Source organism: Citrobacter sp. Cpo221 (genome assembly GCF_030332345.1).
Lineage (GTDB): Bacteria > Pseudomonadota > Gammaproteobacteria > Enterobacterales > Enterobacteriaceae > Citrobacter > Citrobacter portucalensis.
Map to the genome: position 1 here is coordinate 420417 of NZ_JAOWIA010000029.1, position 19395 is coordinate 439811.

Annotated in this window: 17 protein-coding genes and 1 pseudogene; 14 read left to right on the forward strand and 4 right to left on the reverse strand. The window is 52.1% G+C overall.

Translation table 11 applies throughout. The features are described from left to right. Positions 1–18: 18 nt before the first annotated feature. Genes OGY72_RS03160 through nei form a run of 4 tightly spaced genes read left to right on the forward strand, consistent with a single transcriptional unit; the run spans position 19 to position 3193 of the window. Positions 19–741: a DUF969 domain-containing protein gene (locus OGY72_RS03160; protein ID WP_063940693.1), complete on the forward strand. Its 723-nt coding sequence runs from the start codon at positions 19–21 to the stop codon at positions 739–741. Then, positions 738–1733, forward strand: a complete 996-nt coding sequence (locus OGY72_RS03165; RefSeq protein WP_008784131.1) for a DUF979 domain-containing protein — start codon at positions 738–740, stop codon at positions 1731–1733. The genes OGY72_RS03160 and OGY72_RS03165 overlap by 4 nt, the downstream gene beginning before the upstream one ends. A 9-nt stretch (positions 1734–1742) precedes the next feature. After that, positions 1743–2387 carry a pyroglutamyl-peptidase I gene (pcp, locus tag OGY72_RS03170; protein ID WP_003831398.1) on the forward strand — a complete coding sequence of 215 codons (645 nt, stop codon included), beginning with the start codon at positions 1743–1745 and terminating at the stop codon, positions 2385–2387. A gap of 14 nt (positions 2388–2401) precedes the next feature. Next, the gene (gene nei / locus OGY72_RS03175) at positions 2402–3193 is read left to right on the forward strand and encodes an endonuclease VIII (RefSeq protein WP_286546787.1); all 792 of its coding nucleotides are present in this window, start codon (positions 2402–2404) and stop codon (positions 3191–3193) included. Here the strand turns inward: nei and OGY72_RS03180 are convergent. The 3 genes and pseudogenes from OGY72_RS03180 to OGY72_RS03190 form a co-directional block, all read right to left on the reverse strand. Beyond that, positions 3190–4236, reverse strand: a complete 1047-nt coding sequence (locus tag OGY72_RS03180) for an AbrB family transcriptional regulator (RefSeq protein ID WP_063940690.1) — start codon at positions 4234–4236, stop codon at positions 3190–3192. The two genes, nei and OGY72_RS03180, sit on opposite strands and share 4 nt — an antisense overlap. A 175-nt stretch (positions 4237–4411) precedes the next feature. After that, a complete protein-coding gene (locus OGY72_RS03185; RefSeq protein ID WP_003831404.1) occupies positions 4412–5695 on the reverse strand; it encodes a citrate synthase in 1284 nt (427 codons plus the stop codon). Between the two features lie 203 nt (positions 5696–5898). Next, positions 5899–6009: pseudogene (locus tag OGY72_RS03190) on the reverse strand (hypothetical protein). Between the two features lie 383 nt (positions 6010–6392). Here OGY72_RS03190 and sdhC point away from each other — a divergent pair. The 9 genes from sdhC to OGY72_RS03235 all read left to right on the forward strand — a co-directional run bounded on the left by sdhC (position 6393) and on the right by OGY72_RS03235 (position 17271). Beyond that, positions 6393–6797 (forward strand): succinate dehydrogenase cytochrome b556 subunit, encoded by a 405-nt coding sequence (sdhC, locus tag OGY72_RS03195; RefSeq protein ID WP_003831406.1) that lies wholly within the window; start codon positions 6393–6395, stop codon positions 6795–6797. Then, entirely contained in the window at positions 6791–7138 is a 348-nt protein-coding gene (gene sdhD, locus OGY72_RS03200; protein WP_003831408.1) for a succinate dehydrogenase membrane anchor subunit, read from the forward strand. Before sdhC ends, sdhD begins: the two co-directional genes overlap by 7 nt. After that, entirely contained in the window at positions 7138–8904 is a 1767-nt protein-coding gene (gene sdhA / locus OGY72_RS03205) for a succinate dehydrogenase flavoprotein subunit (RefSeq protein WP_003831409.1), read from the forward strand. The genes sdhD and sdhA overlap by 1 nt, the downstream gene beginning before the upstream one ends. A gap of 15 nt (positions 8905–8919) precedes the next feature. Further along, a complete protein-coding gene (gene sdhB, locus OGY72_RS03210) occupies positions 8920–9636 on the forward strand; it encodes a succinate dehydrogenase iron-sulfur subunit SdhB (RefSeq protein WP_003022921.1) in 717 nt (238 codons plus the stop codon). A 265-nt stretch (positions 9637–9901) separates the two neighbouring features. Beyond that, entirely contained in the window at positions 9902–12703 is a 2802-nt protein-coding gene (sucA, locus tag OGY72_RS03215) for a 2-oxoglutarate dehydrogenase E1 component (RefSeq protein ID WP_003831411.1), read from the forward strand. Between the two features lie 14 nt (positions 12704–12717). Beyond that, the gene (gene odhB / locus OGY72_RS03220) at positions 12718–13941 is read left to right on the forward strand and encodes a 2-oxoglutarate dehydrogenase complex dihydrolipoyllysine-residue succinyltransferase (protein ID WP_003022925.1); all 1224 of its coding nucleotides are present in this window, start codon (positions 12718–12720) and stop codon (positions 13939–13941) included. 90 nt (positions 13942–14031) lie between these two features. Next, entirely contained in the window at positions 14032–15198 is a 1167-nt protein-coding gene (gene sucC, locus OGY72_RS03225) for an ADP-forming succinate--CoA ligase subunit beta (RefSeq protein WP_003022927.1), read from the forward strand. Next, positions 15198–16067 (forward strand): succinate--CoA ligase subunit alpha, encoded by an 870-nt coding sequence (gene sucD, locus OGY72_RS03230; RefSeq protein ID WP_003022929.1) that lies wholly within the window; start codon positions 15198–15200, stop codon positions 16065–16067. The genes sucC and sucD overlap by 1 nt, the downstream gene beginning before the upstream one ends. Before the next feature lie 310 nt (positions 16068–16377). Further along, positions 16378–17271 (forward strand): PocR ligand-binding domain-containing protein, encoded by an 894-nt coding sequence (locus tag OGY72_RS03235; RefSeq protein WP_286546793.1) that lies wholly within the window; start codon positions 16378–16380, stop codon positions 17269–17271. Here OGY72_RS03235 and cobA read toward each other — a convergent pair. Further along, positions 17250–18038 carry a uroporphyrinogen-III C-methyltransferase gene (gene cobA, locus OGY72_RS03240; RefSeq protein WP_003831416.1) on the reverse strand — a complete coding sequence of 263 codons (789 nt, stop codon included), beginning with the start codon at positions 18036–18038 and terminating at the stop codon, positions 17250–17252. The two genes, OGY72_RS03235 and cobA, sit on opposite strands and share 22 nt — an antisense overlap. Before the next feature lie 405 nt (positions 18039–18443). Between cobA and OGY72_RS03245 the strand changes: the two genes are divergently transcribed. Continuing rightward, positions 18444–19346: a LysR substrate-binding domain-containing protein gene (locus OGY72_RS03245; RefSeq protein ID WP_003022936.1), complete on the forward strand. Its 903-nt coding sequence runs from the start codon at positions 18444–18446 to the stop codon at positions 19344–19346. The last annotated feature ends 49 nt before the right edge of the window (positions 19347–19395 follow it).

Genomic DNA, 19395 nt, shown 5'->3' on the forward strand with positions numbered 1-19395 from the left:
AACATAAGGGTTTTAATTATGGGAGAGGCTATTTCTCTCTGGCCATTGACGGGTATCGCCGTCATTGTGGTCGGATTTCTTTTACGTTTTAATCCGGTATTGGTGGTTATTATTGCCGGGATCGTCACGGGACTGGCGGCGCATATGCCGATCGCCACCATCCTCGAGAAGCTGGGTGAAGGTTTTCTTAACACCCGCAACCTGCCGTTTATCCTGCTGATCCCGCTGGCGGTTATTGGCCTGCTGGAACGCCACGGACTCAAAGAGCGTGCTCAGGCGTGGATTGCTAAAATCCGCAGTGCCACCAGTGGCCGTCTGCTTATTGTCTATCTGTTCATTCGCGAAGCGACTGCTGCGTTAGGGTTGACCAGTCTGGGGGGGCATCCGCAGATGGTGCGCCCGCTGCTGGCGCCAATGGCGGAAGGGGCCGCCGAGAAAAATCACGGCGAGATACCCGGCGCGGTTCGCTATCGCCTGCGCGCAATGTCAGCGGCGACCGATAACGTCGGGCTGTTTTTCGGTGAAGATATCTTTGTTGCCTTCGGCGCGATCATATTCATGCACAACTTTATGCTGGAGTCTGGTGGGATCCAGACCGAACCGCTGCATATCGCCTTGTGGGGGATCCCAACGGCAATTTGTGCTTTCCTGATCCACGGCACGCGTTTGTGGCGTCTGGATAGCTATTTGCAACGTGAGGTGGCGAAAGCGAATGCCGCAGCGAAAGGGGAAGCGAAATGAATTTTCAACAAAGCTATCTCTACTGGCTGGCAGGTGCGGTATTACTGATTGTGGCGCTGATGTCCTGGCAGGACAAAGCAAACCCGCGCCGCTTTACCACAGGCCTGTTTTGGGGCATATATGGCGTACTGTTTCTGCTTGGTGACTGGACATACTCGCTGTTTGGCGATAAACGCGCAGTGCATATTGCCGTCGGCGTTGCGGTGGTCGTGCTGGCCCTGATCGCGGGTTTTGGCGGTGTGAAGCTGGGAAGCTACCATCAACGCACGCAGCAACAGCGCGAAGAAAGCGCCAGCCGCCTGGGCAACCGCCTGTTTTTCCCGGCATTAGCGATCCCGGTGGTAACGGTCATTGGCGTACTGATGTTCAACCATATTCCGGGCTTACAGGATGCGCTGTTCGGGCCGGGTAATCACGCCACGCTGGTAACGCTCTTTTCAATGACAGCGGGCTCGTTGATTGGTCTGGCGATGGCGATAAAAATGACCCATGAGCGGGTGCATCAACCGATTCAGGAGGCACGACGTCTGCTGGACTCCATTGGCTGGGCGTTCATTCTGCCGCAGATTCTGGCTACGCTTGGGCTGCTGTTTACAGCGGCGGGTGTGGGTAGCGGCATTTCATACCTGACGCAGGAATATCTGGCGGTGGATAGTCGCTTTATCGCGGTGGCGGTGTACACCATCGGCATGGCATTGCTGACCATGGTTATGGGTAATGCGTTTGCTGCTTTCCCGATTGTGACCGCTGGGATTGGTATCCCAATCCTCGTACTGCAACACGGCGGCAACCCAGCGGTAATGGCGGCGATTGGTATGTTCTCCGGCTATTGCGGGACGCTGATGACGCCGATGGCGGCGAACTTTAATATTGTTCCTGCAGCGTTGCTGGAACTACCGGACAAAAATGCGGTGATTAAAGCGCAGGTGCCAACCGGCGTACTGCTGCTACTGGTCAACGTGTTCCTGATGTATTTCCTGATGTTCCTGTAAGGAGGAAGGATGAAAACAGTACTCATCACGGGATTTGAACCCTTTGGCGGCGAGTCAGTTAACCCTTCCTGGGAAGTGGTCTCGAGCCTCGACAATGCTATTATCGGCGGATGCCGCGTTATTGCCCGCCAGCTGCCGTGCGTTTTTGGCGAGTCTCTCGCCGTACTCAATGCCGCGATTGACGCGTTGTCGCCATCTCTGGTGCTGGCGGTGGGGCAGGCGGGTGGTCGTACGGATATCACCGTGGAACGCGTGGCGATTAACGTTGACGATGCGCGTATTGCGGATAACCAGGGGCAACAGCCGGTCGATGTGCCGATTGTAGTCGATGGCCCGGCGGCATGGTTTAGTACGTTGCCGATTAAAGCGATGGTTGTCGCCATGCGCAACGCGGGAATACCGGCCTCGGTTTCCCAGACTGCGGGTACTTTCGTGTGTAACCACGTGATGTATGGCCTGCTGCATAAACTACGAGACGTACCGGCGGTGAAGGGCGGCTTTATTCATATCCCTTATTTGCCGCAACAGGCTGCACAGCATCCCGGGGCGCCAAGTATGGCGACAGAAACGGTGCGCCGTGCGCTGGAGATTGCGATTGCCACCGCCTTGCAAGTGGAAAGCGATATCGCAGTGACGGGCGGCGCAACACATTAACAAAGGAAAGTATTATGCCTGAAGGCCCGGAGATCCGCCGCGCGGCGGATAACCTGGAGGCGGCAGTCAAAGGCAAACCCCTGACGGATGTCTGGTTTGCCTTTGAGCAGTTAAAACCGTATCAATCTCAACTGATTGGGCAACGTGTAACCCAGCTTGAAACGCGGGGGAAAGCATTACTGACCCATTTTTCTAATGGCCTGACGCTGTACAGTCACAATCAGCTCTATGGCGTGTGGCGAGTGGTGGATACCGGCAAAATTCCGCAAACTTCGCGGGTACTGCGTGTCAGGCTGCAGACACACGACAAAACTATTCTGCTCTATAGCGCGTCTGATATCGAAATACTGACGCCAGAACAGCTCTCCACCCACCCGTTCCTGCAACGGGTAGGGCCGGATGTACTGGATTTACGTTTAACGCCCGATGAGGTTAAAGCGCGTCTGCTATCTCCGCGTTTTCGCAACCGCCAGTTTTCTGGTCTGCTACTGGACCAGGCGTTTCTGGCGGGATTAGGTAACTACCTGCGGGTAGAGATCCTTTGGCAGGTTGGGTTGACCGGGCAGCATAAAGCGTCGCAGCTTAGTGATGAGCAACTGGATCAACTGGCACATGCGCTGCTTGATATTCCGCGCCTGTCTTATACTACCCGTGGCCTGGTCGATGAGAATAAACATCACGGTGCGTTGTTTCGCTTTAAGGTCTTTCATCGGGACGGCGAAACCTGTGAGCGTTGTGGTGGAATAATCGAGAAAACGATGCTCTCTTCGCGCCCCTTTTACTGGTGTCCGGGTTGTCAGCACTAAGCGGGTTGTTTTGGTGCGTGCACCGAAATAAAACGCGCGACTGCGGGGCCAGTTAACAAAATGCTGAACAGTCGCAGGGTTTGCATCGCCATGATGAGCGCCATATCAGCGTGGCTTCCTGCGGCGATCACCGCAACAGAATCCACGCCTCCAGGACTGGTTGCCAGATAGGCAGTGAGAAAGTCGATCTGCATGTAATGCGCCAGTCCCCAGGCCATGGCGGCGCAGATCGCCATCAGTGAAAAAATGGACAACAGGATCTGTGGCAGTGGTCGTAATGCCATCAAAAAGATCTGCTTGTCAAAGCCAAGACCGATTTGCCAGCCAATTGACATGTAGGCTATTGCCAGTAGCCATTCCGGCAGTTCAATCGCCATCACTCCGCTTGCATTCAGCATGGCACCCACCAGCATTGGCAATAGCATAACGCCAGAGGGAATACGCAGTAGGCGTCCAGCCGTGCCGGCAACGGCGGCCAGCATCAGAGTGTTGAAAAGATTGCCGCTTAGCGGCGGAAACCAGATGATTTGTTCACTGATCGTTTGGGCTTGGTCGCCCATCACCAGCCGGGTGACCAGCGCAGCCGCGCCGACCACCAGCAGTACGCGCAGATACTGCATAAATGCCACCAGCCGGATGTCGGCTCCATAATCCTGGGCCATTGCGACCATTGCCGCTGCACCGCCTGGCGACGAGCCCCACGCACCGGTATTCCCCGGTAGATTACTGTAGCGAACCAGCAGCCAGCCGATTATCGCGCTGCTGATAAGGGTTGCCAGCAGGATAACAATCACCATCGGCCAGTGGGCTGCAAGGGTTGTAAAGATTGAACCGGTCAGATTTTGGGCAATCATGCAGCCGAGAATCGCCTGTGCGCCAAGAAATGTGCAGCGAGGAGGATGCAGCGAGATGCCGCGCATACTGAAAATGATGCCGACGATCATCGAACCGAGCAGCAAGGGGCCTGGAAGATGGATAAACAGAAAGAGCAGGGAAAGAAGGAGCGATAGCACAAACAACAGGCTCCACTGCAAAACAGGCATCCCATGCTCCTGAGTAAAATGTGAGAAATCTCAGTAAATCATAGAGAAAGCACGATAAGAATAAAATAATGTGGATCAAATAAAAACAGGCCGGACATAGGCATCACTGCTTTATCCGGCCTGGGAGCGTTTATAACTTTAAGCCGGACAAGCGCTAGCGCCATCCGGCAGACAATTAACGCTTAATATCAGACTTAAAATCGCGCTTGTCGTAGCCGGTGTACAGCTGACGCGGACGCGCGATTTTCATGCCGTCGGTGTGCATTTCGTTCCAGTGTGCAATCCAGCCAACGGTACGTGCCATGGCGAAGATCACGGTGAACATGGAGGACGGAATACCCATCGCTTTCAGGATGATGCCGGAGTAGAAGTCTACGTTCGGGTAGAGTTTCTTCTCGATGAAGTACGGGTCATTGAGCGCAATGTGCTCAAGTTCCATCGCCACTTCCAGCAGATCATCTTTGGTACCCAGTTCTTTCAGCACTTCGTGGCAGGTTTCACGCATGACGGTAGCGCGCGGGTCATAGTTTTTATAAACACGGTGACCAAAGCCCATCAGGCGGAAGGAATCATTCTTGTCTTTCGCGCGGCGAACAAATTCCGGAATGTGTTTAACAGAGCTGATTTCTTCCAGCATTTTCAGCGCAGCTTCGTTTGCGCCACCGTGAGCCGGTCCCCACAGGGAAGCAATACCGGCTGCGATGCAGGCAAACGGGTTAGCGCCAGAAGAGCCCGCGGTACGTACGGTAGAGGTTGAGGCGTTCTGTTCGTGGTCAGCGTGCAGGATTAAGATACGGTCCATTGCGCGTTCCAGGATAGGATTCACTTCGTATTTTTCGCACGGCGTAGAGAACATCATGTTCAGGAAGTTACCGGCGTAGGAGAGATCGTTACGTGGGTACACGAACGGCTGCCCGATGGAATATTTGTAGCACATCGCTGCCATGGTTGGCATTTTGGACAGCAGGCGGAAGGCGGCGATTTCACGGTGACGCGCGTTGTTTACATCCAGCGAGTCATGATAGAACGCTGCCAGCGCTCCGGTTACACCGCACATAACGGCCATCGGGTGAGAGTCGCGGCGGAAACCGTGGAACAGACGGGTGATCTGCTCGTGGATCATGGTATGGCGAGTGACTGTGGTTTTGAACTCGTCGTACTCTTCCTGCGTCGGTTTTTCGCCGTACAGCAGGATATAACACACTTCCAGATAGTTGGACTCGGTCGCCAACTGGTCAATCGGGAAGCCGCGATGCAGCAAAACACCTTCGTCACCGTCGATGAAAGTAATTTTGGATTCGCAGGATGCGGTAGAGGTGAAACCTGGGTCAAAAGTAAACATCCCTTTTGAGCCAAGGCTACGAATATCAATAACATCTTGACCGAGCGTACCTTTCAGCACATCCAGTTCAATAGCAGCGTCACCATTTAGAGTGAGTTTTGCTTTAGTATCAGCCATTTACGGTCTCCTTAGCGCCTTATTGCTTAAGACTGCCGGAACTTAAATTTGCCTTCGTGCATCAATAAACCGTTACCAGTTTGTTATTTGGCTCGCCGCTCTGCGAAAGAGGGGATGACCTGGGTACAGAGCTATGGGCGCTTGCAGGTAAAACGGTCTTTTCATGGCGAATAAACTGCAAATCAAGAACTTAGCAATCCGAATTATTTAACCTGTCTATCACTAATAACTGTCCTGAAGGTATTGGTCAATACTTCCACACTGTTACATAACTAAATCTCCGGTGAAAGAGTGACCCCATAACTTTTACGCATTATATGCTTTTTCTGGTGTCGTTTGTAACAACTTTGTTTAATGATTGTCAAATCAGATGATTAAAAATTAAAATAATGTTGTTATCGTGACCTATGTCACTGTTCGGGATAAAACCCGACAAACTATATGTAGGTTAATTGTAATGATTTTGTGAACGTCCTATACTGCCGCCAGGTCTCCGGAATACCCTGCAATCCCGAGCCAACCAGCGTTGTAACGTGTCGTTTTAGCATCTGGAAGCAGTGTTTTATATGACGCGTAGTTATAGTAAGGACGCTGTCTGACCCGCACGCAGACCGGAGGAAGGAAATCCCGTCGTCTTTCAGGCTACAGGTGTCTTCATCTTCTGTACCCGAAGTCTAAAGGGAATAATAAGAACAGCATGTGGGCGTTATTCATGATAAGAAATGTGAAAAAACAAAGACCTGTCAATCTGGATCTGCAAACGATCCGGTTCCCAATCACGGCGATAGCGTCCATTCTCCATCGCGTATCCGGAGTGATCACCTTCGTGGCGGTCGGGATTCTGTTGTGGTTATTGGGTACCAGCCTTTCCTCCCCTGAAGGTTTCCTCACCGCGTCATCCATTATGAATAACTTCTTTGTAGAGTTAATTCTGTGGGGGATCCTGATTGCGCTGGCATATCACGCCGTAATGGGCATTCGCCATCTGTTGATGGATTTTGGCTATATCGAAGAAACCCTCGAAGCAGGGACACGCTCCGCCAAAATTTGTTTCGTTATCATTGTCGTGCTTTCACTTCTCGCAGGAGTCCTCGTATGGTAAGCAACGCCTCCGCATTAGGACGCAACGGCGTACATGACTTCATTCTGGTCCGTGCTACCGCTATCGTTCTGACGTTATACATCATCTATATGGTCGGTTTCTTCGCCACCAGCGGCGAGCTGACGTATGAAGTCTGGACCGGTTTCTTCTCATCGGCATTCACCAAAGTCTTCACCCTGCTGGCACTTTTCTCCATCTTGATTCATGCCTGGATCGGCATGTGGCAGGTGTTGACCGACTACGTTAAACCTCTGGCTGTGCGCCTGATTCTGCAACTGGCTATCGTCGTTGCGCTGGTGGTTTACGTCATTTATGGATTTGTTGTGGTGTGGGGTGTGTAATGAAACTGCCAGTCAGAGAATTTGATGCTGTTGTGATTGGTGCCGGCGGCGCAGGTATGCGCGCGGCGCTGCAAATTTCCCAGAGCGGTCAGACCTGTGCGCTGCTCTCCAAAGTGTTCCCAACCCGTTCCCATACCGTATCCGCGCAGGGTGGCATCACCGTTGCGCTCGGTAATACCCATGAAGATAACTGGGAATGGCACATGTACGACACCGTTAAAGGGTCGGACTACATTGGTGACCAGGACGCTATTGAATATATGTGTAAAACCGGTCCGGAAGCGATTCTGGAGCTGGACCACATGGGGCTGCCGTTCTCTCGCCTCGACAACGGCACAATTTATCAACGTCCGTTTGGCGGCCAGTCGAAGAACTTCGGCGGCGAGCAGGCGGCTCGTACAGCGGCAGCGGCCGACCGTACCGGTCATGCACTATTGCACACGCTGTATCAGCAGAACCTGAAAAACCATACCACCATCTTCTCCGAGTGGTATGCGCTGGACCTGGTGAAAAACGCCGATGGCGCAGTTGTCGGTTGTACCGCGCTGTGTATCGAAACCGGTGAAGTGGTTTACTTTAAAGCCCGTGCGACCGTGCTGGCCACCGGCGGTGCTGGCCGTATTTATCAGTCCACTACTAATGCCCACATCAATACCGGTGACGGTGTTGGTATGGCTATCCGCGCAGGCGTGCCGGTGCAGGATATGGAGATGTGGCAGTTCCACCCAACCGGTATCGCCGGTGCTGGCGTTCTGGTAACAGAAGGCTGCCGTGGTGAAGGTGGCTACCTGCTGAACAAACACGGTGAGCGCTTCATGGAGCGTTATGCCCCGAATGCGAAAGACCTGGCGGGTCGTGACGTGGTGGCGCGTTCCATCATGATCGAAATTCGCGAAGGTCGCGGCTGCGACGGCCCGTGGGGTCCACACGCCAAACTGAAACTCGACCACCTGGGTAAAGAAGTGCTGGAATCCCGTCTGCCGGGCATTCTCGAACTGTCCCGTACCTTTGCTCACGTTGACCCGGTCAAAGAGCCGATTCCGGTTATCCCAACCTGCCACTATATGATGGGCGGTATTCCGACCAAAGTCACTGGTCAGGCGCTGACCGTGAATGAGCAGGGTGAAGATGTGGTGATCCCTGGGCTGTTTGCCGTCGGCGAAATCGCCTGCGTATCGGTTCACGGCGCCAACCGTCTTGGCGGCAACTCGCTGCTGGACCTGGTCGTATTTGGTCGTGCGGTTGGTCTGCACCTGCAGGAATCTATCGCTGAGCAGGGTGACCTGCTGGATGCGACCGAAGATGAAATCGACGCTTCTCTGGCGCGTCTGAACCGCTGGAACGGTAACCGTAACGGTGAAGACCCGGTGGCGATTCGCAAAGCGCTGCAAGAATGTATGCAGCATAACTTCTCGGTATTCCGCGAAGGCGATGCGATGGCGAAAGGTCTGGAAGAGCTGAAAGCGATCCGCGAACGCCTGAAAAATGCCCGTCTGGACGATACCTCCAGCGAGTTCAACACCCAGCGCGTTGAGTGTCTGGAGTTGGATAACCTGATGGAGACCGCGTACGCCACTGCAGTATCTGCAAACTTCCGTACCGAAAGCCGTGGCGCGCATAGCCGCTTCGACTTCCCGGAACGTGATGATGAAAACTGGCTGTGCCATTCCCTGTACCTGCCAGAATCGGAATCCATGACGCGACGTCAAGTCAATATGGAACCGAAGCTGCGCCCGGCATTCCCGCCGAAGATTCGTACTTATTAATGCGGAGACTGGACAATGAAACTCGAGTTTTCAGTTTATCGCTATAACCCGGATGTTGACGACGCTCCGCGCATGCAGGATTACACCCTGGAGGCGGAAGAAGGGCGTGACATGATGCTGCTGGATGCCTTGATGCAGCTGAAAGAAAAAGATCCGTCGCTGTCGTTTCGTCGCTCCTGCCGTGAAGGGGTTTGTGGCTCCGACGGTCTGAATATGAACGGCAAAAATGGACTGGCCTGTATCACTCCTATTTCTGCGCTGAATCAGCCGGGCAAAAAAATTGTCATTCGCCCGCTGCCGGGTTTACCGGTTGTGCGCGATTTGGTGGTAGACATGGGGCAATTCTACGCACAGTATGAGAAGATTAAGCCTTACTTGTTGAATAATGGGAAAAATCCGCCGGCTCGTGAGCATTTACAAATGCCAGAGCAGCGTGAGAAGCTCGATGGGCTGTATGAATGTATTTTGTGTGCATGCTGCTCAACGTCCTGCCCATCATTCTGGTGGAACCCGGACAAGTTTATTGGCCCGGCAGGCCTGCTGGCAGCGTATCGCTTCTTAATTGATAGCCGCGATACCGAGACCGACAGCCGCCTGGAAGGTTTAAGTGACGCTTTCAGCGTATTCCGCTGCCATAGCATCATGAACTGCGTCAGCGTATGTCCGAAAGGACTGAACCCGACGCGTGCCATCGGCCATATTAAGTCGATGCTGCTCAAACGTAGTGCGTAAGTTGTTGTAGTGGTTGCCGGATGGCGACGTAGCGTCTTATCAGGCCTACGGGTTATGTACCTTGTAGGCCTGATAAGTGAAGCGCCATCAGGCAATATAAGTGCAGGAAACCTCTAAAAACTGCCACATTATTAGACAGTTTTTAAAGGTTCCTTAGCGGACGCAGAAAACACGACAGTCCGCAACAAGTGAACCCCGGCACGCACATCGGTGTGCGTGGTAGTATCCACGGCGAAGTAAGCATACAAATGCTTAAGGGATCACGATGCAGAACAGCGCTTTGAAAGCCTGGTTGGACTCTTCTTACCTCTCTGGTTCAAACCAGAGCTGGATAGAACAGCTCTATGAAGACTTCTTAACCGACCCTGACTCGGTAGATGCTAACTGGCGTTCGACGTTCCAGCAGTTACCTGGTACCGGAGTCAAACCGGATCAACTCCACTCAAAAACACGTGATTATTTCCGTCGACAGGCGTTGATTACCCCACGTTACTCTTCTTCTATTTCCGACCCTGATGCCAATGTGAAGCAGGTTAAAGTCCTGCAGCTCATTAACGCCTATCGTTTCCGCGGTCATCAGCATGCGAATCTCGATCCGCTGGGACTGTGGCAACAAGAAAATGTGGCCGATCTGGACCCGTCTTTCCACGATCTGACCGATGCGGATTTCCAGGAAAGCTTTAACGTAGGTTCTTTTGCCGGCGGCAAAGACACCATGAAGCTGAGCGACCTGGTTGTCGCGCTGAAACAAACCTACTGCGGCCCAATTGGCGCCGAGTATATGCACATCACCAGCACCGAAGAAAAACGCTGGCTTCAACAGCGTATTGAGTCTGGACGTGCCGCGTTCAGTAGTGAAGAGAAGAAACGCTTCCTCAGCGAACTGACCGCAGCGGAAGGTCTGGAACGCTACCTGGGCGCTAAGTTCCCGGGCGCAAAACGCTTCTCGCTGGAAGGCGGTGATGCGTTAATCCCAATGCTCAAAGAGATGATCCGCCACGCCGGTAACAGCGGTACCCGTGAAGTGGTACTGGGCATGGCGCACCGTGGTCGTCTGAACGTTCTGGTTAACGTACTGGGCAAACGCCCGCAGGAACTGTTCGACGAATTTGCGGGCAAACATAAAGAACACCTCGGCACCGGTGACGTGAAGTACCATATGGGCTTCTCGTCTGATATCGAAACCGAAGGCGGCCTGGTACACCTGGCGCTGGCGTTTAACCCGTCGCACCTGGAAATCGTTAGCCCGGTGGTTATCGGTTCCGTACGTGCACGTCTGGATCGTCTGGACGAGCCGAGCAGCAATAAAGTCCTGCCAATCACCATTCACGGTGATGCGGCTGTTACCGGGCAGGGTGTGGTTCAGGAAACCCTGAACATGTCGAAAGCGCGTGGTTACGAAGTGGGCGGTACCGTTCGCATCGTCATCAACAACCAGGTGGGCTTCACTACGTCTAACCCGCTGGATGCGCGTTCTACACCGTACTGCACCGACATCGGTAAGATGGTTCAGGCGCCGATTTTCCACGTGAACGCGGATGACCCGGAAGCGGTCGCTTTCGTGACCCGCCTGGCGCTGGATTTCCGTAATACCTTTAAACGCGATGTCTTCATCGATCTGGTGTGCTACCGCCGTCACGGCCACAACGAAGCCGACGAGCCGAGTGCAACCCAGCCGCTGATGTATCAGAAAATCAAAAAGCATCCGACCCCGCGCAAAATCTACGCTGATAAGCTGGAAGCGGACAAGGTCGCCACGCTGGAAGATGCGACTGAAATGGTCAATCTGTACCGTGACGCGCTGGATGCTGGCGAATGCGTAGTGAAAGAGTGGCGTCCAATGAACATGCACTCCTTCACCTGGTCGCCGTACCTCAACCACGAGTGGGATGAAAACTACCCGAACAAAGTTGAGATGAAGCGTCTGCAGGAGCTGGCAAAACGCATCAGCACTGTACCTGAAGCGGTTGAAATGCAGTCGCGTGTTGCCAAGATTTACGGCGACCGTCAGGCCATGGCCGCAGGCGAGAAGCTGTTTGACTGGGGTGGTGCAGAGAATCTGGCTTACGCCACGCTGGTTGACGAAGGCATTCCGGTCCGTCTGTCTGGTGAAGACTCCGGTCGCGGAACCTTCTTCCACCGTCACGCGGTAATTCATAACCAGGCCAACGGTTCAACCTACACTCCGCTGCAGCATGTGCATAACGGACAAGGCACCTTCCGCGTATGGGACTCCGTACTGTCTGAAGAAGCCGTGCTGGCGTTCGAGTACGGTTATGCCACAGCAGAACCGCGCACGCTAACCATCTGGGAAGCACAGTTCGGCGACTTCGCCAACGGTGCGCAGGTCGTTATCGACCAGTTCATCTCTTCCGGTGAGCAGAAATGGGGCCGTATGTGCGGTCTGGTTATGCTGCTGCCGCACGGCTATGAAGGTCAGGGTCCGGAGCACTCCTCCGCGCGTCTGGAACGTTATCTGCAACTTTGCGCTGAGCAAAACATGCAGGTTTGCGTCCCGTCTACCCCGGCGCAGGTTTACCACATGCTGCGTCGTCAGGCGCTGCGAGGTATGCGTCGTCCGCTGGTGGTGATGTCACCGAAGTCGCTGCTGCGTCATCCGCTGGCGGTGTCTACGCTGGACGAACTGGCAAATGGTACTTTCCTGCCAGCCATTGGCGAAGTAGATGAACTTGATCCTAAAGGCGTGAAGCGTGTCGTGATGTGTTCTGGTAAGGTTTATTACGACCTGCTGGAGCAACGCCGCAAGAACGACCAAAAAGATGTCGCCATTGTGCGCATCGAACAGCTCTATCCGTTCCCGCATAAAGCGGTGCAGGAAGCGCTGAAACCATTTGCTCACGTACATGATTTTGTCTGGTGCCAGGAAGAGCCGCTCAACCAGGGCGCATGGTACTGCAGCCAGCATCATTTCCGTGAAGTAATTCCATTTGGGTCAGCTCTGCGTTATGCAGGTCGCCCGGCCTCTGCCTCTCCGGCAGTAGGGTATATGTCCGTTCACCAGAAGCAGCAACAAGATCTGGTAAATGACGCGCTGAACGTCGATTAAATAAAGGATAAATAATGAGTAGCGTAGATATTCTTGTTCCCGACCTGCCTGAATCCGTAGCGGATGCAACGGTTGCAACCTGGCACAAAAAACCGGGCGATGCAGTACGTCGTGATGAAGTACTGGTAGAAATCGAAACTGACAAAGTGGTACTGGAAGTACCGGCATCAGCGGACGGTATTCTTGATGCGGTTCTGGAAGATGAAGGGACAACCGTCACCTCTCGCCAGATCCTCGGTCGCCTGCGTGAAGGCAATAGCACCGGTAAAGAAACCAGTGCTAAGTCTGAAGAGAAAGATTCTACTCCGGCACAGCGCCAGCAGGCGTCTCTTGCTGAGCAGAATAACGATGCTCTGAGCCCGGCGATCCGTCGCCTGCTGGGTGAGCATAACCTCGAAGCCAGCGCTATCAACGGCACCGGCGTCGGTGGTCGTATCACCCGTGAAGATGTTGAAAAACATCTGGCGAAAGCGCCGGCTGCGAAAGCCGAAGCAAAAGCGCCGGCAGCAGCACCTGCACCACAGGCTCAACTGGGCGCACGTGGCGAAAAACGTGTTCCGATGACCCGTCTGCGCAAACGCGTAGCCGAGCGTCTGCTGGAAGCGAAAAATTCCACTGCCATGCTGACCACCTTCAACGAAGTTAACATGAAGCCAATCATGGACCTGCGTAAGCAGTACGGTGATGCGTTCGAGAAACGCCACGGTATCCGTTTGGGCTTTATGTCTTTCTATGTGAAAGCGGTTGTTGAAGCGCTGAAGCGCTATCCGGAAGTGAACGCGTCCATCGACGGCGATGACGTGGTTTACCACAACTACTTTGATGTCAGCATGGCGGTCTCCACGCCGCGTGGCCTTGTCACGCCGGTCCTGCGTGATGTGGATCTGCTGGGTATGGCTGACATTGAGAAGAATATTAAAGAACTGGCAGTTAAAGGTCGCGACGGCAAGTTGACGGTCGAAGATCTGACGGGTGGTAACTTCACCATCACTAACGGTGGTGTGTTCGGTTCCCTGATGTCCACGCCGATCATCAACCCACCGCAAAGCGCCATCCTGGGTATGCATGCCATCAAAGATCGTCCGATGGCGGTAGACGGTAAGGTTGAAATCCTGCCGATGATGTATCTGGCGCTGTCTTATGACCACCGTCTGATCGATGGTCGTGAGTCAGTAGGCTTCCTGGTAACCATTAAAGAGTTGCTGGAAGATCCAACGCGTCTGCTGCTGGACGTGTAGTTAATAAGAGTATCACCTGCCCCGTAGGTCTGGACGCTTATCAGACCTACGGGTAAAAGATAACGATTACCTGAAGGATGGACAGAACACATGAACTTACATGAATATCAGGCAAAACAACTTTTTGCCCGCTATGGCTTACCGGCACCGGTGGGTTATGCCTGTACTACTCCGCGTGAAGCCGAAGAAGCTGCATCTAAAATCGGTGCTGGCCCGTGGGTAGTGAAATGTCAGGTTCACGCTGGTGGCCGTGGTAAAGCGGGCGGTGTGAAGGTGGTAAACAGCAAAGAAGACATTCGCGCTTTTGCTGAACACTGGCTGGGTAAACGTCTGGTCACTTACCAGACAGACGCTCATGGCCAACCGGTAAATCAGATTCTGGTTGAAGCCGCGACCGACATTGGTAAAGAACTTTACCTCGGCGCAGTTGTTGACCGTAGCTCCCGTCGCGTGGTCTTCATGGCCTCTACCGAAGGCGGCGTGGAAATCGAAAAAGTAGCGGAAGAAACCCCGCATCTGATCCACAAAGTGGCGCTCGATCCGCTTGCAGGCCCGATGCCCTACCAGGGGCGTGAGCTGGCGTTCAAACTGGGTCTGGAAGGTAAACAGGTTCAGCAGTTCACCAAGATCTTCATGGGTCTGGCGACTATCTTCCTGGAGCGCGATCTGGCGCTGATCGAAATCAACCCGCTAGTTGTGACCAAGCAGGGTGACCTGATCTGCCTCGACGGCAAACTGGGCGCTGACGGCAACGCACTGTTCCGCCAGGCTGACCTGCGCGAAATGCGCGACCAGTCTCAGGAAGATCCGCGTGAAGCGCAGGCTGCACAGTGGGAACTGAACTACGTTGCGCTGGACGGCAACATCGGTTGTATGGTTAACGGTGCGGGCCTGGCAATGGGCACCATGGACATCGTTAAGCTGCACGGCGGCGAACCGGCTAACTTCCTCGACGTTGGCGGCGGTGCGACCAAAGAGCGTGTAACCGAAGCGTTCAAAATTATCCTCTCTGATGACAATGTTAAAGCCGTACTGGTTAACATCTTCGGCGGTATCGTACGTTGCGACCTGATCGCTGACGGTATCATCGGCGCGGTAGCAGAAGTAGGCGTAAACGTTCCGGTCGTGGTACGTCTGGAAGGTAACAACGCTGAACTCGGCGCGAAAAAACTGGCTGATAGCGGCCTGAATATTATTGCAGCGAAAAGTCTGACGGATGCAGCTCAGCAGGTTGTTGCCGCAGTGGAGGGGAAATAATGTCAGTTTTAATTAATAAAGATACCAAGGTTATCTGCCAGGGCTTCACCGGTAGCCAGGGGACATTCCACTCTGAACAAGCGATCGCTTACGGTACGCAAATGGTCGGTGGCGTTACGCCGGGCAAAGGCGGCACCACGCATCTGGGTCTGCCAGTGTTCAACACCGTACGTGAAGCGGTAGAAGCGACCGGCGCAACCGCCACCGTTATCTACGTTCCGGCGCCATTCTGCAAAGACTCCATCCTGGAAGCAATTGATGCAGGCATCAAGCTTATCATCACCATCACCGAAGGTATCCCAACGCTGGATATGCTGACCGTGAAAGTGAAGCTGGATGAAGCTGGCGTACGCATGATCGGCCCGAACTGCCCAGGCGTTATCACTCCGGGTGAATGTAAAATCGGTATCATGCCGGGCCACATTCACAAGCCGGGTAAAGTGGGTATCGTTTCCCGTTCAGGTACCCTGACCTATGAAGCGGTTAAGCAGACTACCGACTATGGTTTCGGCCAGTCTACCTGTGTAGGCATCGGTGGTGACCCGATCCCAGGCTCTAACTTCATCGACATCCTGAAGCTGTTCCAGGAAGATCCGCAGACTGAAGCGATCGTCATGATCGGTGAGATCGGCGGTAGCGCGGAAGAAGAAGCGGCTGCTTACATCAAAGATCATGTAACCAAGCCGGTTGTAGGTTACATCGCGGGTGTGACTGCGCCGAAAGGTAAGCGTATGGGGCACGCGGGTGCGATCATCGCGGGTGGTAAAGGTACAGCGGATGAGAAATTCGCTGCGCTGGAAGCTGCAGGCGTGAAAACTGTTCGTAGCCTGGCCGATATCGGCGAAGCGCTGAAAACCGTTATTAAGTAAGAAATAAAAAACAGCCCTGACTCTCTGCATAGTTAAGGGCTGGTCCCGTTTCGACATGGTTGGCCATCTGATGATGGCCTTTTTTATGTCTGCAATTCATCTTTTGTCTGTGCGTTATTTTTATAACCTGCTTAAAGCTATACGATTTTTCTTCTGTAGGTAATAACCATCATGGCATTCAATATTTATCTTGCAATTTGATCATAATCATCTGCATAAATGAGATTATTTTTTGCGGTGAGCATCATTCTTTCTCCTGATGAAATTCTGCATATTACCGGCTTTAATTTCATTAATGCCGGAGGATACCGTGTCGTTGAAAATCCAGGATGATTACCTACAACGTTTTTTCTCGATAGCAAAAGTATTCTCCAGTGCGACTGGATTAGCCACTGTTGTGGTTGATGTTAGCGGAAAAACTCTCTCGGATTGCCATAACTTTAATTCGTTCTGCACATTAATGCGGGCGGATGAACGCTATTGTGTGAGTTGCCAAAAGTGCGACAAGTATTGTGCTTTTGAAGGATTAAAACACCTTAAACCCAGAATACTCAGCTGTCACGCAGGGCTAAGTCTGTTTTCTATGCCATTAATTCGCGAGGGGCATCTGTACGGTTTTATGCTCTGTGGGCAGGTGCGGGCAAAATATCAGGAATATAAAACTATCGTTATTGATAATGAAAGCTCATGGATGGATGAACCAAAAATAAAAGCTGAATGGAGTCAGGTAGCGGTAGTAGATAATAATGCGCTGGTGGCATCAGCTAATTTATTAAGTTTTATTGTTGATAATTTCGAGACAGAACAGCAGCAATCGGATGAGTTTGTTATTCCGCCGACCAGTTACACGCGTCATTATTTTACAGAACCTTCCCGACACGAAAAAAAGCTTCTGGCAGCGTTGCGTTATATTGATGAGAATTTATATAGTGAATTATCTCTGGAATCCGTAGCGGCTCATGTCTGCTTAAGCGCAAACTATTTCAGCCGTTTTTTTAAGAAACGGCAGGGCGTTAACTTTAAAACCTGGGTGAATCAGAAAAAAATGCAAAAAGCGGGGGAGTTATTGCACGATCCCATTCATTCAATAGACAGCATTGCCCGGAAACTCCAATACGCACAAACCAGTTACTTTTGCCGCGTTTTCCGGGCGGCGCATCAAACGTCGCCCCAGTCTTTTCGTCATGCCAGACTGTCGCAGTAAAGGTTTTCTGGCAGCGTGATGGCTTCAGGGATAAAAGAGAGCCGATCGCTCAGGGTTACCACATCACCAATCACTATCAGCGCAGGGGGGAGGATGTTAGCTTCCTGCGCCTTGCTCAGTAGTGAACCGAGCGTACAGGTCAGTCGGCGTTGGTTATCCCGGGTGGCGGACATAATTAGCGCTGCAGGTGTATCTGCCGATTTTCCACCCATCAATAATTCCTCACAGATAAACGCCAGATTGGCGATACCCATGACGATAACCAGCGTACCATTCAGTTTGGCCAGCTGACGCCAGTCCTGCTGTTGGTTGCCCTCCCGCGTATGACCGGTTACCACGTGAAATCCCGAGGCGAAATCGCGGTGTGTTACCGGAATCCCGGCATAGGTCAGGCCACCAATAGTTGAGCTGATACCCGGCACCACTTCAAACGGGATTCCCGTCTCGACGAGATCCTCAACTTCTTCAGCCCCACGTCCAAAAACATACGGATCGCCGCCTTTCAGACGCACAATATTATTGTGCGTTTGGGCATACTGGACAAGCAGTGCATTGATTTCATCCTGCGGTACACAATGGAAGCCTGGGTTTTTGCCGACATTGATAAGCAGACAATCAGGTAATGCCCATTCCAAAATTTTAGGATTGACCAGCCGATCGTAAATAATGACATCAGCCTGTTTAATGCACATCATTGCTTTGAGGGTAAGTAATGAAATATCACCGGGACCTGCCCCAACGAGCCAGACCTTTCCGAAAGTTTTCACATTGTGTCCTTTATCACATCATTCAAAAAAAGGCAGAAACTACATCAAGGAATGATAAAAAGCAGTCGTTTGCCCGTAAGTTATAACGTGAAATTATCCAAAATTATCGCACTGATAATATTGATTAATCTCGCAAAGTTTTTTCTGCAATAAACAAGATAACTTGAAAAATTATTAAGAACTTATTGGCACTATTTGCTTGGGTTTAACCTTATTTAAATTGTGTTTATTGTTGCCCTTGAGTATTATCGGTTAATATTTATCCGCCATCAGTGTGAGCAAATCATGGATTGGATCAATGACATTAATGGATGAAATAAAATATAACTCTCGGTGCTTATCTGGGTATCTTGAATTATTTTTTATAAATTAAACTATTTTTGCACGCTGCATATGGAAGAGGTTATGAGAGGAAAAATACCTAAGACGGAGTTGCTGGTAACTTTTGAAGTTGTTGCGCGTCACGAAAGTTATACCCGGGCAGCTGAAGAGCTGGCTTTAACACAAAGTGCTGTTTTCCGCCAGGTAAATGCACTGGAGGATTTTCTCAATACCGCGCTATTTAATCATGCCAAAAAACGCATTTTTTTAAATGCGGCTGGCAAACACTATTTAAGTATCGTTAAAGAAACGTTAAATAAACTTGAACGAGATACGACGACGATAATGACCTGGCAACCGACGGTACAGGTTATTGAGCTGGCGGTGAATCCGACGTTCAGCACGCACTGGCTGATCCCAAACCTGCGTGAATTTAACAAACTTAATCCCGATATTATCGTGAACATTCATTCCCTGGCGAATATTGGTGATTTTCTCAATCGAGAGTATGACGCGGCAATTATGCGTGAAGACTTTTATTCGCCATGGTCAGGGGTTGAGTACCTGTTTGAAGAGGAAATTCTGCCGGTATGCAGCCGCTGTTTGCTGGCCGAACCGGAACGAAAACTGGCGGTGAACGAATTACTAAACGAATTTCCGCTCTTGCACCAAAGTACGCGCATCAAAGGGTGGCAGGAGTGGTTTGCGCTGTCAGATGTCAGCAGTCCGCTGGTGAATAAAGGTCCGAGATTTGATTTGTTATCGATGCTGATCGCGGCGGTCCGTTCTAATCTGGGCGTTGCGCTGCTCCCGCGTTTTGCCATTCAGCACGATCTGGACAGTGGTGATATGGTCATTCCTTGCGATGTTCCAATGCGTACCGGGAATCGATTTATTATGACGTGGCGTGAAGAGAAATCGGAATCCGAGCATTTACAGATTTTCCGTAACTGGTTGCTCAGTAAGTCCGTGGTATCGGCTGCCTGAGGGTGGCTTGCGCCTTATCAGGCCTACAACGATGGGTAGGCCGGATAAG

Coding starts and splice junctions, on each gene's coding strand:
- OGY72_RS03160 (WP_063940693.1), top strand. CDS start 19: ATGGGAGAGGCTATTTCTCTCTGGCCATTGACGGGTATCGCCGTCATT.
- OGY72_RS03165 (WP_008784131.1), top strand. CDS start 738: ATGAATTTTCAACAAAGCTATCTCTACTGGCTGGCAGGTGCGGTATTA.
- pcp (WP_003831398.1), top strand. CDS start 1,743: ATGAAAACAGTACTCATCACGGGATTTGAACCCTTTGGCGGCGAGTCA.
- nei (WP_286546787.1), top strand. CDS start 2,402: ATGCCTGAAGGCCCGGAGATCCGCCGCGCGGCGGATAACCTGGAGGCG.
- OGY72_RS03180 (WP_063940690.1), bottom strand. CDS start 4,236: ATGCCTGTTTTGCAGTGGAGCCTGTTGTTTGTGCTATCGCTCCTTCTT.
- OGY72_RS03185 (WP_003831404.1), bottom strand. CDS start 5,695: ATGGCTGATACTAAAGCAAAACTCACTCTAAATGGTGACGCTGCTATT.
- sdhC (WP_003831406.1), top strand. CDS start 6,393: ATGTGGGCGTTATTCATGATAAGAAATGTGAAAAAACAAAGACCTGTC.
- sdhD (WP_003831408.1), top strand. CDS start 6,791: ATGGTAAGCAACGCCTCCGCATTAGGACGCAACGGCGTACATGACTTC.
- sdhA (WP_003831409.1), top strand. CDS start 7,138: ATGAAACTGCCAGTCAGAGAATTTGATGCTGTTGTGATTGGTGCCGGC.
- sdhB (WP_003022921.1), top strand. CDS start 8,920: ATGAAACTCGAGTTTTCAGTTTATCGCTATAACCCGGATGTTGACGAC.
- sucA (WP_003831411.1), top strand. CDS start 9,902: ATGCAGAACAGCGCTTTGAAAGCCTGGTTGGACTCTTCTTACCTCTCT.
- odhB (WP_003022925.1), top strand. CDS start 12,718: ATGAGTAGCGTAGATATTCTTGTTCCCGACCTGCCTGAATCCGTAGCG.
- sucC (WP_003022927.1), top strand. CDS start 14,032: ATGAACTTACATGAATATCAGGCAAAACAACTTTTTGCCCGCTATGGC.
- sucD (WP_003022929.1), top strand. CDS start 15,198: ATGTCAGTTTTAATTAATAAAGATACCAAGGTTATCTGCCAGGGCTTC.
- OGY72_RS03245 (WP_003022936.1), top strand. CDS start 18,444: ATGAGAGGAAAAATACCTAAGACGGAGTTGCTGGTAACTTTTGAAGTT.